The sequence below is a fragment of the Kitasatospora sp. NPDC002040 genome, from assembly GCF_040296785.1.
Classification (GTDB): Bacteria; Actinomycetota; Actinomycetes; order Streptomycetales; family Streptomycetaceae; genus Kitasatospora.
The window spans coordinates 257232-271980 of the sequence record NZ_JBEOXV010000001.1 but is presented as its reverse complement, the minus strand read 5'-3'; the positions used below and the strand labels follow the sequence as shown (position 1 = coordinate 271980).

Below are 14749 nucleotides of genomic sequence, written 5' to 3'. Positions count from 1 at the left end.
TCAGGCCCCGGCCGGGTCTAGGGCCAGGCCGAGCCCGGCCAGGGCGGTCAGCCCGTGGCTGCCCTCGACCGTGGCCTCCACGTCGAACGCGGCCCGGTGGGTGGGCGGGTAGCCGATCAGCTCGGCGGCCCGGGGCGGGATCGGGCGGGCGGCCGCCTCGGCCGACTCCCAGAGGAAGACCGCGCCCCAGCGGTTGGCCTCGCGGTCCGAGATCCAGGTCTTGAGCACCAGCCCGGGGTGGCCGGTGAACCGCTCCACCGCCTCGTCGCGGAGGAAGCCGCGCAGCTCGTCGATGCCCACCGCCGAGGCGGTCAGGTCCCACCAGACAACGACAACTCGCATGGAAGTGCTCCAGGTTGAGAGGGGTGCGGGGCGGCCGGGGCGGCCGCCCCGCGGGGGGAGGTCAGCCGGCCAGCAGCGAGACCAGCGCCTCGGTGATGATGTGCAGACCGTCCTGGCTCAGCACCGACTCCGGGTGGAACTGCATCGACCGGAAGCCGGGACCGCGCAGGGCGTGGATCTGGCCGTTCTCCGGGTCGCGGCTCACCTCGACGGTGCCGACCGGGAGTTCGACCACGTCCTGGTCGGTGCGCCCGGCGAAGGTGTTGTAGAAGCCGACCAGTTCGGTCCGGCCGAACAGGTCGATCTTCCGGGCCACCCCCTGGTTCGGCATGTCCCGGCGGACCAGGTCGAAGCCGAGCACCGTGCTGAGCACCTGGTGGCTCAGGCACACCGAGAGGAACGGCGTTCCGGCGGCCAGCAGGTGCCGGGTCGCGCCGTGCAGGTGGGCGATCTTGGGGTGCGCCACCTCCTGCGGGTCACCGGGGCCGGGGCCGAGCACCACCAGGTCGTACCCGTCGAAGGAGTACTCCTGGTCGAACCGCCGCACCGTGACGGTGAGTCCGAGCGCGCGCAGCTGGTGGTCCCACATCGCGGTGAAGGTGTCCTCGGCGTCCACCACCAGCACCCGGCGGCCGGCCAGCTCGGGCACCGGGCGCCTGCGGGCCCCGGTGTCCTCCAGCCAGAACGGCGCCAGGGCGATGTTGCGCTGCTCCAACGCGGCCAGGACATAGGGGTGTTCGGCGAAGCGGACCGGCTCGGCCGCCTGCTTCGCGGGTGCCTCGCGGGTGCCCAGCGCGGCCAGCAGGCCGGCCACCTTGGCGGCCGTCTCGGCCACCTCGGACTCCGGCTTCGAGTCCCGGACCAGGGTGGCGCCGACCCCGATGGTCAGCCGGCCCGCGGCGGAGATCTCGGCGGTGCGGATCAGGATCGACGAGTCCATGGTGCGGCCGCCCTCGGCGTCCCGGCCGATCAGCGCGACCAGGCCGCTGTAGTAGCCCCGCCCCTGCGGCTCGTACCGGCTGATCACCTTGGCCGCGCTCTCCAGCGGGCTGCCGGTGACGGTCGGCGCGAACAGCGTCTCGCGCAGAATCTCGCGCGGGTCCCTGGAGGTCTCGCCCTCGATGAAGTACTCGGTGTGCGCAAGCCGGGCCATCTCCATCAGGTGCGGTCCGGTCACCCGGCCGCCCGCGTCGGTGATCCGGGCCATCATCTTGAGCTCTTCGTCGACCACCATGTAGAGCTCGTTGGCCTCCTTGGGGTCGGCCAGGAAGGAGAGCACCCCGGTCAGGGTGGGGCCCGACTCGGGGTAGCGGTAGGTGCCGCTGATCGGGTTCATCACCGCGACCCCACCGGAGAGGCTGACGTGCCGCTCGGGGGTGGCGCCGACGAAGGTCCGCTCGCCGGTGCGGATGACGAAGGTCCAGTAGGCGCCGCGCTCGCGCTCCAGCAGCCGACGGAAGAAGGTCAGCGCGGCGGCCGGGTCGTAGTCGGAGATGTCCGCCACGAACGCGCGCCGGATCACGAAGTTGGCGCCCTCGCCGTTGCCGATCTCGTTGGCCAGGATCCGCCGCACCACCGCGGCGTACTCCTGATCGTCCACGTCGTACGCGCCGTCCACCAACTCGATGTCCAGCTCCGGCAGTTGCGGCAGCAGCTCGGCCAGCGGCACCGAGCTCTGCTCGCGCACACCGAAGGCGATCAGCGGCGCCCCGTCGTCGGCGGCGGCGAAGCCGCGCTCGGCGATCTGCCGGTACGGCACCACCGCGAGCACCTCGTGCTCGTCCCGGCCGGTCGCGGGAGCGCCGTCCGCCAGCGGGAGGTCGGCCAGCCGGGCGACCTCGGTCACCGTGCCGCCGAGCACGTCGACCCGGTCCGGCGAGCCGGTCTCCGGGCGGTACAGCAGCGCGAATGCGGGCTCCTGCCCGGCCAGGATCCGTCCCAGCAGCGCCTCGCCCGCCTGACTGTCCGTCATGTCTCTCTCCTCCAGCGTCGGTTGTTCTGATCAGTCCAGGTCGGTGAGCACGGTCTTGGTGGTGACGGCCATCGCGCAGCGCTCGGCCGCGTACTTCAGTGCCATCCGGTGGTACTCGAGGGTGAAGTCGGCGATCGCGTCGCCGACCAGGAAGGGCTGGATGTCGTGGGTGTAGGCGTCCAGGGTGGTGGCCAGCACGCCGACGTGCGCGTACACGCCGCAGACGATCAGCTGGTCGCGGCCCTGCTCGCGCATCGACTCCAGCAGCTGGGTGCGGTGGAAGGCGCTGTAGCGCCACTTGGTCAGCACCAGGTCGCCCTCGGTCGGCCCGATCGGGTCGACCACCTGCTTGTCCTCGGGCGAGGGGGTCATCCCCGGGCCCCAGAAGTCCGCGAGCAGGCCGCGCTGTTCGACCGTCATGCCGCCCGGCTGCGCGGTGTAGGCGACCGGGATGTCCAGCTCGACCGCGCGCTCGCGCAGCAGGGTCACATTGGCGACCAGGTCGACCACCGGGGCCTCGCCGGCCGGGAAGGGCTTGAGGAAGTACTTCTGCATGTCGTGGATCAGCAGGACGGCCCGCTTCGGGTCGACCGTCCACTGGGCGGTGTTCTCCGGCAGGTCGCCCTGCTGCGGCATCGGGTACGGGCTGATGGTCGGGATGCCCATGACGGGGGCTCCTCTCAAGTCTCGTGTCGCTGGGGGCGGTTGGCGGCCGGAGTGGGGGCGGCGACGGGCTGGTGGGGCAGCCCGTCGCCGGGGAACCGCGGAAGGTACGACCCCGGCGGTGGGGGACACCGGGATCGGTCGGGGCTTCCTGGACGGTCGGGGATCGGCGGACGGTCAGGGATCGGCTGACGTTCGGACGGTCAAGGACTGTCGGACAGTCAGGGACCGCCGGACGGTCAGGGACGGTCGGACGGGCTAGTGGCCGAGGGCCGCACCGCCGTCGACGGTGAGGTCGTGCATGGTGATGTGGGCGGCCTGGTCCGAGAGCAGGAACAGCACCGCGTCCGCGATGTGCGAGGGCTGGGCGATCCGGCCCAGCGGGATGCCGACCCGGTAGGCCGAGGCGACTCCGTCGATGGACGCCTGGGCGGCACTGCTGTCCGCCCAGAGCGAGGAGAGCATCGGGGTGTCGGTCGAGCCCGGCGCCACCACGTTGCAGCGGATGCCGAACTTCGACACCTCCAGGCCGAGGCACTTGGTGAACATGGTGGCCGCCGCCTTGGAGGCCGCGTACGCCGACATGTCGACCCGGGCCGTGCCTGCCGCGTTGGACGCCACCGTGACGATCGCGCCCCGGCGCCCGCCGGCCACCATCCGGTTGACCACGGCCCGGGAGATGAAGAACACCCCGGTCGTGTTCACCGCGAAGGTGGTGGCCCAGTCCTGGTCGCTCAACTCCTTGGCCGGACCGAGCCGGAGCACGCCGGCACCGTTGACCAGGTAGTCAACACCGCCGAGCTGCTGCTCGATGGCGTCCACCACGCGCTCCACCTCGGCGCTGTCCGTCACGTCGGCCGGGAACGCCTCCGCGTGCCCGCCCTCGTTGCGCAGCTCCTTGGCCAGCTCCTCCAGGCGGTCACCGTTGCGGTCGACCAAGGCCACCGTGACGCCACGTTCGGACAGCGCGCGCACCACGGCCTCGCCGATACCGCCGGCTGCCCCGGTGACCATCGCGACCCTGTTTTCCATTCCATGGACACTCATAGCGACCCCAAAGATCGAGGATGATCGACCGTTGTCGGCCGGTAGTTACTGATCTGCTGGGGCTGGTCAGCCCCGCCAGGCAGCCGCGACCTCAAGGGCCTGCTCCGGGTTGAGCCGGGGGTCGCAGAAGCTGGTGTACTTGTCGCCGATGTTCGCCACGTGGTGCTCGTTCAGCGCGCACTCGGTGACGTCGTCGGGGGTGGTCTCCAGGTGCAGGCCGCCGGGCACCGCGCCGACGCTCAGCAGGGCGCTCTGGAAGTCGCGCACCTCGCGCGCCACGGTCTCGACCAGACGGGTCTTCAGACCGCCGGGCCCGTTCACGGTGTTGCCGTGCATCGGGTCGGTCAGCCAGACCACCGGGTGGCCGGCCGCCTTGACCGCCGCGGCCATCGCGGGCAGCTTGTCGGCGACCTGGTCGGCGCCCATCCGGGCGATCAGGGTGAGCCGGCCCGCCTCGCGGTTCGGGTCGAGCTTCTCGCAGAGCGTCAGCAGGTCCTCGGTGCTCATGCTCGGGCCGACCTTGGACGCCACCGGGTTGGCCACCTCGGCGAGCAGCGCCACGTGGGCACCGTCCAACTGGCGGGTCCGGTCGCCGATCCAGGGCAGGTGGGTGGAGGCCAGGTAGATCCGGCCGTCGTCGGTGCGGCGCAGCAGCGGCACCTCGTAGTCGAGCAGCAGGGCCTCGTGGCTGGTCCACACCGGGGCACCGGCCACCGGCAGGCCGGCGTCGGAGCGGGCCCGCAGGGCGCGGTACACGGCCTCGGCCGCGTCGTAGCCGCTCAGCAGGCGGTTGGGGTCGGGACGGCGCAGCTCCGGGTCGGGCTCCGGGCTGTTCACCATGTGCCCGCGGTAGACCGGGAGTTCGACACCGTTGACGGTCTCGGTCGGACGGGAGCGGGGCTTGCCGAACTGACCGGCCATCCGGCCGATCCGGACCACCGGACGCAGGGTGCTCATCGAGACCACCCCGGCCAGCGCGTCCAGCAGGCCGACCTTGCGGGCCACGTAGCCGGGCTCGCACTCGGCCGGGTCCTCGGCACAGTCGCCGGCCTGGACCACCTGGAGGCGGCCGGTGGCCACCTCGGCCAGCAGGGCGCGCAGTTCCGCGATCTCCCCGAAGCCCACCAGCCCGGGCCGGTCGGCCAGCTCCGTGGTGACCTCGGCCAGCAGGCCGGTGTCCTCCCAGTCCGGCTGCTGCTGGGCCGGGAGCGACTTCCAGTAGTCGAGTTCGCTCTCCGGCAGCGGCGGGCCGGCCTTGGCCGACTGTGCCGCGATGACGTCGCTACTCACTCAGAACCTCCGTGGTCATGAATTGTTCAGATGCCCGGAAAGTGAGGCTGCCGAAGAGCACCGTGGTGTTCTGGATTGGCGCGGAAGGCAACCTTCCATGAGTCTGAGTAGGGCAAACTACGAGGTCAACGGCGTGTTTCCAACTCCGTCAGGTGTCGAACACTGTGTCATTGGATACCAAACGGTTGGGTTTTTTCGAGAATTGACGGAGCACTCGGGGCGAATTGTCAGGACGCCCGCCACCGACGGTGTCCAGGGAATTCCCCGTCACTTTTCCGGGCCGGGCGGGACCGGGCGCCGTACTCCGCCAGGTCGCCCTCCGGCCGGGAAGTCGGCCGGGCACTCCGTCAGCTCCCCGGCCGGGCCAGGACAGACGGAAGCGCCGCCCGGACCAGCCGGACGGCGCTTCGTCGGAACGCAGGGGGAGGGTGGGTTCAGGCGGCCCGCTCGCGCGCCTGCGCCAGTACCGACCGGGCCTGGGCGGCGACCCGTTCGGGGGTGAAGCCCAGTTGCTCGTACAGCGTCCGGTACGGCGCGGACAGCCCGGACAGGTCCAGGCCCACCGCCGCCCCGGCCTGGCCGGCCAGGGCGTACCAACCGAGCGCGGACCCCGCGCCGACCGACACCCGGGCGCCAACTCCCTTGGGCAGCACGGACTCCCGGTACGCGGCCGACTGCTCGTCGAACCGCTCGACGCCGGGCATCGCCACCACCCGGGTGGCGATCGAGTCGGCCTCCAGGATCTCCCGGGCCCGCAGTGCCACCGACACCTCGCCCCGGGCCGCGACCAGGACCACCTCCGGCACCCCGCAGGCCGCCTCGGCCAGCACGTATCCGCCCAGACTCTCTCCCCGGGTCTCCAACACGTGGGCGGTCCTCTCCGGGCGGCGGCGTCGACTGACCCGACCGACTCTCCGTGCCGCCACCCTGACGGGCAATCAGCCCCGCCCGACTCCGTCAGCTGTCCCCGGGAACGCCGACGGCCCCCGACCGGCAAGTGCTGGTCGGGGGCCGTGTGGCGGCGGGATCAGGACGCGGCCGGGGCCGGGGGATCGGTGATGCCGTCGATGAGGCGGCCGTCGAGGTTGATCTGGAACCAGACGTCGATGGTGGTGCCGGATTCGAAGTTCTCGGTGACGATGACGGTCGCGTGACCTTCGGGGCTGCTGTCGGCGTCCCTCAACGACCAGCCGGTGGGTAGGTTCTGGGCGCGGAAGATGGGGTCGGCCTGGTGGGCGACACCCCAGTCGGTGAGGGCTGCGTCGAGTTTCTTGGTGAGGTGGTCCTCGCGGACCTTGGCAGGGCTGTGGCCTTCGCTGTGCTGCCCGTTGATCGCGTCGAGGTAGTCCCGGAGGAAGAGTTCGATCTGTGTTGTCGGCATCATCTGCCGGGTCGAGGGCGCCGCTGCGGGGGCGGTCGCCGCTGCGGACCGGTTCTCGGCCTGGGCGGGGAGGGAGAGCAGGGTGCTGCCGGCCATCAGCGCGGCGGTGCACGCGAGGGCGGCCACGGCGCCGCGCAGCTTCGTACGGTGGGACATGAGGGTCTCCCTGGGAGCGACTTGAGTGACAAGGGGACTCAAGCACCCTCCGCCGCCCAGGGATATCAGCCATCCGAGCGGCGCCCGCCGGACGCCTCGGCCGGGCGGCGTACGCCCCATCTCCCCGTTGCCGGAAGGATTCTGCGCACTGCCACCTTGCGGAGGCCCTGGTTCGGCCGACCAGGTGGCGGCCACTGAGGCAGCGTCAGAACCGTTCCACGGGAACGGTGGGAGCACAACGAACAGGGCGGGTACCGGCTGCTCGCCGGTACCCGCCCTGAACTGGGGAGACCCCCACGTGCGGAGAGTGTGGGATTTGAACCCACGGTGACGGGTTACGCCACGACAGTTTTCAAGACTGGTCCCTTAGGCCGCTCGGGCAACTCTCCAGGCGGAGGTCAGCCTAACGGTTCCGACAGGGTTCCGTGTACAGCGTTTAGTTGTCGCCCTTGCGTTCGCCCAGGGTGACGGTGGTCTTGGCGGCCTTGCCGTCACGGGTGTACTCGACCTCGACCTTGTCGCCGGGCTTGTAGGTCCAGATCTCGCTGACCAGGGTCGGGCCGCTGTCGATGACGTGGCCGCCGAGCTTGGTGATCACGTCACCGGCCTTGAGGCCGGCCTGGTCGGCGGGGCCGCCCGGGGTGACGGCGGGGGTGTCCTTGACCGCGGAGGTGCGGATCTGGGCGCCGTCGCCCTTGTACTCGTCGTTGCGCAGCACACCGAGGATCGCGTAGACCGGGGTACCGGTCCTGATCAGGTCGCCGGCCACCCGGTTGGCCTGGTTGATCGGGATGGCGAAGCCGAGGCCGATCGAGCCGGCCCGGCCGGAGCCGCCGCTGTTGGACTGAATCGCCGAGTTGATTCCGATCACCGCGCCGGAGGCGTCCAGCAGCGGACCGCCGGAGTTGCCCGGGTTGATCGAGGCGTCGGTCTGCAGCGCGTTCATGTACGAGGACTGGGCGCCGGTCTCGTCGCCGGAGGCCACCGGGCGGTCCTTGGCGCTGATGATGCCGGTGGTGACGGTGCCCTCGAGGCCGTACGGGGCGCCGATCGCCACGGTGGCGTCGCCGACCGCGACCTTGTCGGAGTCACCGAGCGGGAGCGGGACGAGCTTGTCCTTGGGCGGGCTGTCCAGCTTGATCACGGCCACGTCGTAGCCCTGGGCCCGGCCGACCACCGAGGCCGGGTAGGAGGAGCCGTCGGAGAACTTGACGGTCAGTTTGCCGCCGCTGGCCGCCGGGGCGACCACGTGGTTGTTGGTCAGGATGTGGCCCTCGGTGTCGAAGACGAAACCGGTGCCGGTGCCGGACTCCTGCGAGCCCTGCGCCTTGATCGTGACCACGCTCGGGAGCGCCTTGCCGGCGATGCCCGCGACCGAGTCCGGCGGCCGGTTGATCGCCTGCTTGTTCTCGCTGGCCTGGACGGTGGTGCTGGAGCCGCGGCCCGACGAGGAGTTGGAGCTGTCGTTGCGGTCGGTCAGCGAGACGCCGATCGCGCCGCCGGCCAGACCGGCCACCAGGGCGACGGCCGCGACCAGCGCGATCAGCCCGCCGCGCTTGCGACCGGGCGAGGAGGCGGCCGCACCGGGGTACTCGGGGTAGCCCGGCAGGCCGGGGCCGCCACCGCCGGGCGGGGTGGCCCAGCCGCCGAGCGGGGTGCCCGCACCGAACGGGTGGTGCGGCTGCTCGGCGGTCGGCGGCACCGGCGGCAGTGCGGGCGCAGCGACCGTCGGCTCCGGAGCCGGGGCGGGCAGCGGGGCCGGGGCCACGACCGCGGCCGGAGCGACGGGCGCGGCCGGAGCCGGCGCGCTGGGCGCGGCGTACGGGTTCACGGCCGGCGGCGGCGCGTCCAGGTAGGACGGAGCCGGGGCAGCGGGCGGCAGCACCGGCGGCGGCGCGTCCAGGTAGGACGGAGCCGGGGCCGGGGCGGCCGGCGGCGCCGGCGGGGTCACCTTGCCGAAGGCGATCGTCGGCGCGGGCCCGTCGGCCGGCGGGACGGGCGGAGCAGCGGGGGTGTCGGCCGACACGGCGTCAGCCGGACCCTCCACCCCCTGGCCCGCGGAGGTGCGATCCTCCTCGGGCCCGGTGGACCCACTCGCGTGCTCGGTGCTCACGGACGACCTCCATAGCTGACAGGACCTTGGCCCACAGTTTTTCGCATACGTGATTCGGTTGTCGTATGGGGCCCGGTGAAGAACTCTTAAGAATCCTTACCTGTTCCCGACATCGCCCCCGAGGGGTCGGAGCCGTCCCGCGATCCGGACGGCGCCCCGCTCGCCTTGGTGTTCGGCCGCACGGCCGCTAGCCTGGCGCTCCAAACTGACACGCGGGAGCTTGGACCGTCCAGGCTGAGAGTGCGCGGAACGACCGTACGCCATGCTGATGCTGGCCTTGCGGCGAGGGAGCGCAGACCGCTCGAACCTGTCCGGGTAATGCCGGCGTAGGGAGCTTCGGCCATGACGGCTGTTTCGCCTGCCCCTGTCCAGGAACCGACCGCCGCGCGCGCCGAGGCGCCGCTGGTCCTGGACACCGCACCTCCTCGCACCCTCGACTTCCGGGCGCTGTTCTCGCTCTGGGCCAACCTCGGCGTCAGCCTGATCGGCTTCACCAGCGCGGCCACCGTGATCGGCGCCAAGGGCTCCGAGCTCTCGCTGGCCGCCGCGGTCACCGCCACCGTGGCGGGCACCGTGATCGGCACCGCGATGCTCGGGGTGGCCGCCCTGATCGGCGCCAGGACCGGCGCGCCCGCGATGACGGTGCTGCGCGGCCTGTTCGGCACCCGGCTCTCGTACGTCCCCACCGTGCTGAACATCGTCCAGTGCATCGGCTGGGGCGTGTACGAGCTGCTGGTCATCACGATGGGGGCCCAGGCGGTCACCGGCACCCAGGGCTGGCACTGGCTGTTCGTGGTGCTGGCGGGTGCGCTGACCACCGCGCTGACCATCTGGCCGCTCGGCTCGATCGCGGTGCTGCGCAAGTACGTGACGATCGCGGTGGGCGTCGCGATGGTCTACTTCACCGTCCAGCTGGTCCGGCAGGGCGTGCCGAACCCGGGGGCGGGCAACTGGACCGGCTTCCTCTCCGCCACCGACGCGATCATCGCGATCTCGATCTCCTTCGTGCCGCTGGCCGCCGACTACACCCGGCACGCCCGCACCGCGGGTTCGGCGTTCTGGGCCACCTTCTCCGGCTACACGCTGGCGCAGGTCTGGTGCTACCTGCTGGGTGCGGTGGCGCTGCTGCAGTCCGACGGCGACCCGGAGAAGATCTTCTCCTCCTTCACCGGGGTGGCCGCGGGCTGGGCCTTCCTGCTGGTGCTGGTGGTGCGGGAGACCGACCAGTCCTTCGCCAACGTCTACTCGACCGCGATGTCGGTGCAGAACCTGCTGCCGAAGGTGGACCGCCGGCTGCTGACCGGCGGGATCGGCGCGCTGGTGACCGTGCTGGCGCTGCTGACCGACGAGTTCACCGCCTCGTACTACGCCTTCCTCGGCCTGATCGGCTCGGTCTTCGTGCCGATGTTCGCGGTGCTGGCGGCCGACTACTTCCTCGGCTCGGGCCGGCGCGGCTGGAACCTCTCCGAGGACGCCCCCGCCCGCTGGCTGATGCTGCTGCCCTGGGCGCTCGGCTTCGCGACCTACCAGTTCATCGCGCCGACCGCGATCGACGGCTGGAGCGGCTTCTGGCACGACCTGCAGACGGCGGTCGGTTTCGAGGCGCAGCCCTGGACCTCGGCGTCGCTGTTCGCCTTCCTGGTCGCGGCCGTGGCCACCTGGCTGTGCTCCAAGGCCGACCGGGTCCGCTGAGACCCCCGGGCCGCCGCCACGGTGACTCTTCACCGCACGTTCCCCGTGGCGGCGCCTCCCGGTCATCCGGGGCCTCGTAGGGTGGTTGATGTGGACACCCGGAACGAGCCCCTGACCGCCCAGCCCGCCGTCGACCGCACGGCGGTGCGGGTGATCGCGCACCGCGGCTCCTCGGCCGCCCGCCCCGAGCACACCCTGGCGGCGTACCGGCTCGCGATCGAGGAGGGCGCCGACGGTCTGGAGGCCGACGTCCGGCTGACCTCCGACGGCCAGCTGGTCTGCGTGCACGACCGGACCGTGCGCCGGACCTCGGACGGCCGGGGCGCGGTCTCCGCCCTGACGCTGGCTCAGCTGAACGAGCTCGACTTCGGCTCCTGGAAGCACCCCGAATCGCCCGAACCCAGCCCCGTGCTGACCCTGGCCCAGCTGCTGGAGCTGGTCGCGGACGCCGGGCGGCGGGTGGAGCTGGCGATCGAGACCAAGCACCCGACCCGGTACGCGGGGCGCACGGAGGCCGAACTGCTCCGGTTGCTGACCCGGTACGGGCTGCTTCCGGACAGTCCCGAGCAGTCCTCGGTCCGGATCATGAGCTTCTCCGAGCTCTCGCTGCACCGGATCCGCCGGGCCGCGCCCGCGGTGCCGACCGTCTACCTGTTCGACCGCAGGCTGCCGCTGCTCGGGCGGACCAGGGCCCTGCCCGGCGGCGCCAGGATCGCCGGCCCCGGCATTGACCTGGTCCGGTCCAACCCCGGGCTGGTGCGCGCGCTGCGCCGGGCCGGGCACCCGGTGCACGTCTGGACCGTGGACGAGGCGGCCGACGTCGAACTCTGCCTGGAGCTGGGCGTCGAGGCGATCATCACCAATCGGCCGCACGCCGTGCTCGCACAACTCGGCCGATAAACGCCCCGCGCGAGGGGCGTGAACTGGCGTGAACTCCGGCGTGAAGTACCGGGAGTGGCCAATTCCGGCCGTTTGAACAACGGTCCGTGAGCGAGTAATCACCATTTGCGTACCGTGAGTTGCGCTGCCCGTTAATGTCCCGCCGCGATCGCCGGACGTCCGTTTCCGACGCATTACCAAGGGGCATCCATCCCTCGGCGAATGCTGAAGGAGGTCCGGGGGTGGCGTTGATGGTGGCACACGAGGTGCCGACTTCATCGACCATGGCGGTGCCGCACGGGCCCGCCGGTGTCGGAGCGGCACGACGCCGACTACGGCGTGATCTCGGCGACCACGAGGTCGCCGAGGCGGTGGTCGACGACGCGGTCCTGATCCTCTCCGAGTTGCTCAGCAACTCCTGCCGGTACGCCCGCCCGCTGGGCCGGCTGGCCGACCTCAAGGACGACGCGCCGGCCCCCGTGCCCGCACCCGTCCTGGTCGGCGTACGGACCGGCGAGGACGGCGAGCCCGGCGGGGTGACGGTCCGTTGGCAGCTGTCCGGGGACGGGCTGCTGACGCTGGAGGTGACCGACGGCGGCGCGGTGACCAGGCCGCTGCCGGCCAGGCCCTCGCTCACCTCGCGCGGTGGCCGCGGCCTGACCATCGTCGGCCGACTGGCCGGTGACTGGGGCGTCCGGGACGCACCCGGGCAGGTGACGGTCTGGGCCGAGCTCCCGCTGCACCCCCGGCAGGGTGCCCGCAGCGCCTGACCGCCGGGGCGGCACGCACCGCCTGACACCCGCACGGGGCCGGATCGCGCCGGCCGACCCGGAAAGCTCAGTAGGCTGCCCGGGCAAGCACGTCGCCGTACCGGGAGAGCCGCACCATGGCCAAGAAGGCCGCGAAGAAGTCGCCGCAGAACCGTCCGTCCACCGCCGTGACCTCGGGTGAGATCCCCGTGGTCGGGGCCCGCGAGGACTGCCCGTGCGGTTCCGGCCGCCGGTACAAGGCCTGCCACGGCCGGGAGGCCGCGCACGCCGTCACCGAGCTGGTGCACCGTCCGTTCGAGGGCCTGCCCGGCGAGGCCGACTGGGTCGCGCTGCGCGAGCTGGTCCCCGCCGCCACCGTCCCGCTGACGCTGGCCAAGGGCATCGCCGAGAGCGCCACCGGTGACGTCCCCTCGGTCACGCTGGCCACCGTGCTGCCGCTGGCCTGGCCCGCGCTCCGCCGCCAGGACGGCTCGATCCTGCTCGGCCTGCAGACCCAGTCCGCCTCCGGCGACCTGAGCCGCGACCTGGCGGACGCGCTGGAGCTGGCCCTGGCCACCGAGCCGGGCAGCCCCGTGCCGGCCCGCCGGGCCGTCCCGGGCGGCCGCCGCCTGCAGGAACTGCTGGACCTGGAGGCCGAGTTCGCCCCGGCCGTGCACACCGGTTTCGAGTTCTGGCTGGAGGACGCGGAGACCGCCACCGGCGACGTGGCCGCCTCGCTGGAGCGGGCCAACGCCTCCGCCATCCCGACCGAGAAGCTGAGCGGCGTGCCGTCCTCGTACTGGTGCGCCGCGCCGGACAAGAACCACCTGCGCTGGGTCATGACGGTGCCGGAGGAGCAGCTGCTGGACGCGCTGGCGAAGCTGACCGCCGCCGAGCAGTCCTCGCTCGGCCCGGACACCCGCCTGGTCGGCTCGTTCCGCGCGCACGGACTGACCGTGCCGGTCTGGGACCTGCCGCAGAGCATGACGGCCGCCGACTGCGAGGCGCCCGCCGCCGAATTCGCCGAGCGGCTGGCCGCCACGCTGAAGGACGACGCCCCGCTCACCGCCGAGGAGCGCCGGGCCCGGGCCCACCTGGTGAGCCGTCAGGTGACCCTCAACTGAGGCCCTTCCCGGGGTCCTTCGTCCGGAAAGTGACTCGCGTCACATTTTCGGACCGGAAGGAAAACTGCCAGGTGACAGAGTGTGCGGACAAATTGGCGCGGACGCGGATCTTTGTTACCATTTAAACAGTCCGGTCGCTGGTGCATCCCCCGTCGCCAGCGGCCGGATCTTCTTTTTCCGCAAGGGAATTGAGGCCGCCGCGCCGTCAGCCGGCCAGCCTGCTCCCGCCCGCCGCGGCCGTGCTCGCCGCAATCAGCGCGCCCAGCAGATCGCTCACCTCCGGCAGCCAAGGCCGCCCCTGCGGCGCGGGCGGCCGCACCCAGCGCACCCCGCCCCGGTCGGTCCGGCTCGGCGGCAGCAGCAGGTAGCCGTCCGGGCCGTGATAGCGCATCACCCCGGGCACCCACGGCTGTTCGGCCAGCAGCTCCCCCAACTCGGCCAGCGTGTACGGCGCGACCAGCAGCACGTAGCGGCCCTGGGCGGCCAGCACCGGACCGACCCGCAGGTCCAGCACCTCGAAGTACTCCAGCGCCCTGGCCCCCGCGTCGGCCGGCAGGCTCACCGCGCAGACCGTCCGGCCGGTGGCCACCAGCACCGGTGCGTCCGGCAGCCGCTCCTCCCACCACCAGCCCACCATCCGGGCGTCGGTGGTGGCCGCCAGCAGCGGCGGCTCGTGCGGATGGGCGCCGGGGGTCGGGCAGCCCGGGTCCTCGCAGGAGCAGGGGCCGAGCAGGCCGGGCACCGCGTACGCGCCCGGCAGCACCGGCCAGCCGTAGCCGGCGGCGGTCCTGGCGGCCGCCAGCAGCCCGGCCCTGACCCGGCGGCGGCTGCCCGGCCAGCGCAGCCAGGGCGGCCGGGGCGAGGTGCGGGTGCTGCTGCTCACCGGGGCCGGGGCCTTGCTCCGGTTCCGACGGGGACGCGTCCATGGCATCTGCGCTCGTTCCTTTCCGCGACCGTGGGGCTCGGGCAGTCGGACCGTGGACCGCGGCGGCGCCCGGGGTGCGTGGGCGGCACCGGTGTGCGGACGGTTCGGCGGGAGTGACCGGAACGACAGGAGGGGCGGAGGCCTGGAGCGGACGGCCCCCGGAACGAGAATCCCGCATGCGACCAGATGGACGCCTGTCGGAGACGGCTGGTTCCACCGTACGGGTGAGTGAGTTCCGGCCTGACGGGACAACCGGCGCCCGAACCATACGATCCGGACGGTCGGCTGACGGAGCGTCGGACGACGGCCGGCCTGCAGGACCGGCGGATCCGCCCTTCCGGGCTCCGGAGAACCAGCCATCCGGCCTCGTCCCGATTCTGGACATGCCCCGATCGGCCTGTGTACAAGTGGTGGAT

Annotated in this window: 13 protein-coding genes and 1 tRNA gene; 4 read left to right on the top strand and 10 right to left on the bottom strand. The window is 72.2% G+C overall.

Annotated elements, in window-relative coordinates:
• The 9 genes from ABT118_RS01290 to ABT118_RS01250 all read right to left on the bottom strand — a co-directional run bounded on the left by ABT118_RS01290 (nucleotide 1) and on the right by ABT118_RS01250 (nucleotide 8964).
• On the bottom strand, nucleotides 1-342 hold the full coding sequence (locus ABT118_RS01290; RefSeq protein ID WP_350644078.1) for a hypothetical protein: 342 nt from the start codon (nucleotides 340-342) through the stop codon (nucleotides 1-3).
• Nucleotides 343-403: 61 nt separating this feature from the next.
• Nucleotides 404-2314, bottom strand: a complete 1911-nt coding sequence (locus ABT118_RS01285; protein ID WP_350644076.1) for an anthranilate synthase family protein — start codon at nucleotides 2312-2314, stop codon at nucleotides 404-406.
• Between the two features lie 30 nt (nucleotides 2315-2344).
• Nucleotides 2345-2980 (bottom strand): isochorismatase family protein, encoded by a 636-nt coding sequence (locus tag ABT118_RS01280; RefSeq protein WP_350644075.1) that lies wholly within the window; start codon nucleotides 2978-2980, stop codon nucleotides 2345-2347.
• A 255-nt stretch (nucleotides 2981-3235) separates the two neighbouring features.
• Nucleotides 3236-4009: a 2,3-dihydro-2,3-dihydroxybenzoate dehydrogenase gene (locus ABT118_RS01275; protein ID WP_350644074.1), complete on the bottom strand. Its 774-nt coding sequence runs from the start codon at nucleotides 4007-4009 to the stop codon at nucleotides 3236-3238.
• 81 nt (nucleotides 4010-4090) lie between these two features.
• Entirely contained in the window at nucleotides 4091-5314 is a 1224-nt protein-coding gene (locus ABT118_RS01270) for a 3-deoxy-7-phosphoheptulonate synthase (RefSeq protein WP_502884447.1), read from the bottom strand.
• A gap of 434 nt (nucleotides 5315-5748) precedes the next feature.
• Nucleotides 5749-6177, bottom strand: a complete 429-nt coding sequence (locus ABT118_RS01265; RefSeq protein WP_350644073.1) for a transketolase-like TK C-terminal-containing protein — start codon at nucleotides 6175-6177, stop codon at nucleotides 5749-5751.
• 164 nt (nucleotides 6178-6341) lie between these two features.
• Complete coding sequence (locus ABT118_RS01260; protein ID WP_350644071.1) at nucleotides 6342-6851, bottom strand: hypothetical protein; 510 nt, start codon at nucleotides 6849-6851, stop codon at nucleotides 6342-6344.
• A 301-nt stretch (nucleotides 6852-7152) separates the two neighbouring features.
• Nucleotides 7153-7240: transfer RNA gene (locus ABT118_RS01255), tRNA-Ser, on the bottom strand.
• A 47-nt stretch (nucleotides 7241-7287) separates the two neighbouring features.
• Nucleotides 7288-8964 carry a S1C family serine protease gene (locus tag ABT118_RS01250; RefSeq protein WP_350644069.1) on the bottom strand — a complete coding sequence of 559 codons (1677 nt, stop codon included), beginning with the start codon at nucleotides 8962-8964 and terminating at the stop codon, nucleotides 7288-7290.
• 342 nt (nucleotides 8965-9306) lie between these two features.
• On the opposite strand from ABT118_RS01250, the gene ABT118_RS01245 reads away from it, so the two are divergent.
• From ABT118_RS01245 to ABT118_RS01230, 4 genes are all read left to right on the top strand, one after another.
• Nucleotides 9307-10656 (top strand): purine-cytosine permease family protein, encoded by a 1350-nt coding sequence (locus ABT118_RS01245; protein ID WP_350644067.1) that lies wholly within the window; start codon nucleotides 9307-9309, stop codon nucleotides 10654-10656.
• Between the two features lie 90 nt (nucleotides 10657-10746).
• On the top strand, nucleotides 10747-11556 hold the full coding sequence (locus tag ABT118_RS01240; RefSeq protein ID WP_350644066.1) for a glycerophosphodiester phosphodiesterase: 810 nt from the start codon (nucleotides 10747-10749) through the stop codon (nucleotides 11554-11556).
• Nucleotides 11557-11777: 221 nt separating this feature from the next.
• The gene (locus tag ABT118_RS01235) at nucleotides 11778-12305 is read left to right on the top strand and encodes an ATP-binding protein (protein WP_502884446.1); all 528 of its coding nucleotides are present in this window, start codon (nucleotides 11778-11780) and stop codon (nucleotides 12303-12305) included.
• A gap of 116 nt (nucleotides 12306-12421) precedes the next feature.
• Nucleotides 12422-13408 carry a DUF5926 family protein gene (locus tag ABT118_RS01230; RefSeq protein WP_350644065.1) on the top strand — a complete coding sequence of 329 codons (987 nt, stop codon included), beginning with the start codon at nucleotides 12422-12424 and terminating at the stop codon, nucleotides 13406-13408.
• A gap of 205 nt (nucleotides 13409-13613) precedes the next feature.
• On the opposite strand, the gene ABT118_RS01225 is transcribed toward ABT118_RS01230, so the two are convergent.
• On the bottom strand, nucleotides 13614-14339 hold the full coding sequence (locus ABT118_RS01225) for a bifunctional DNA primase/polymerase (protein WP_502884445.1): 726 nt from the start codon (nucleotides 14337-14339) through the stop codon (nucleotides 13614-13616).
• Nucleotides 14340-14749 lie beyond the last annotated feature (410 nt).

Coding starts and splice junctions, on each gene's coding strand:
- ABT118_RS01290 (WP_350644078.1), bottom strand. CDS start 342: ATGCGAGTTGTCGTTGTCTGGTGGGACCTGACCGCCTCGGCGGTGGGC.
- ABT118_RS01225 (WP_502884445.1), bottom strand. CDS start 14,339: ATGCCATGGACGCGTCCCCGTCGGAACCGGAGCAAGGCCCCGGCCCCG.
- ABT118_RS01260 (WP_350644071.1), bottom strand. CDS start 6,851: ATGTCCCACCGTACGAAGCTGCGCGGCGCCGTGGCCGCCCTCGCGTGC.
- ABT118_RS01285 (WP_350644076.1), bottom strand. CDS start 2,314: ATGACGGACAGTCAGGCGGGCGAGGCGCTGCTGGGACGGATCCTGGCC.
- ABT118_RS01280 (WP_350644075.1), bottom strand. CDS start 2,980: ATGGGCATCCCGACCATCAGCCCGTACCCGATGCCGCAGCAGGGCGAC.
- ABT118_RS01245 (WP_350644067.1), top strand. CDS start 9,307: ATGACGGCTGTTTCGCCTGCCCCTGTCCAGGAACCGACCGCCGCGCGC.
- ABT118_RS01230 (WP_350644065.1), top strand. CDS start 12,422: ATGGCCAAGAAGGCCGCGAAGAAGTCGCCGCAGAACCGTCCGTCCACC.
- ABT118_RS01275 (WP_350644074.1), bottom strand. CDS start 4,009: ATGGAAAACAGGGTCGCGATGGTCACCGGGGCAGCCGGCGGTATCGGC.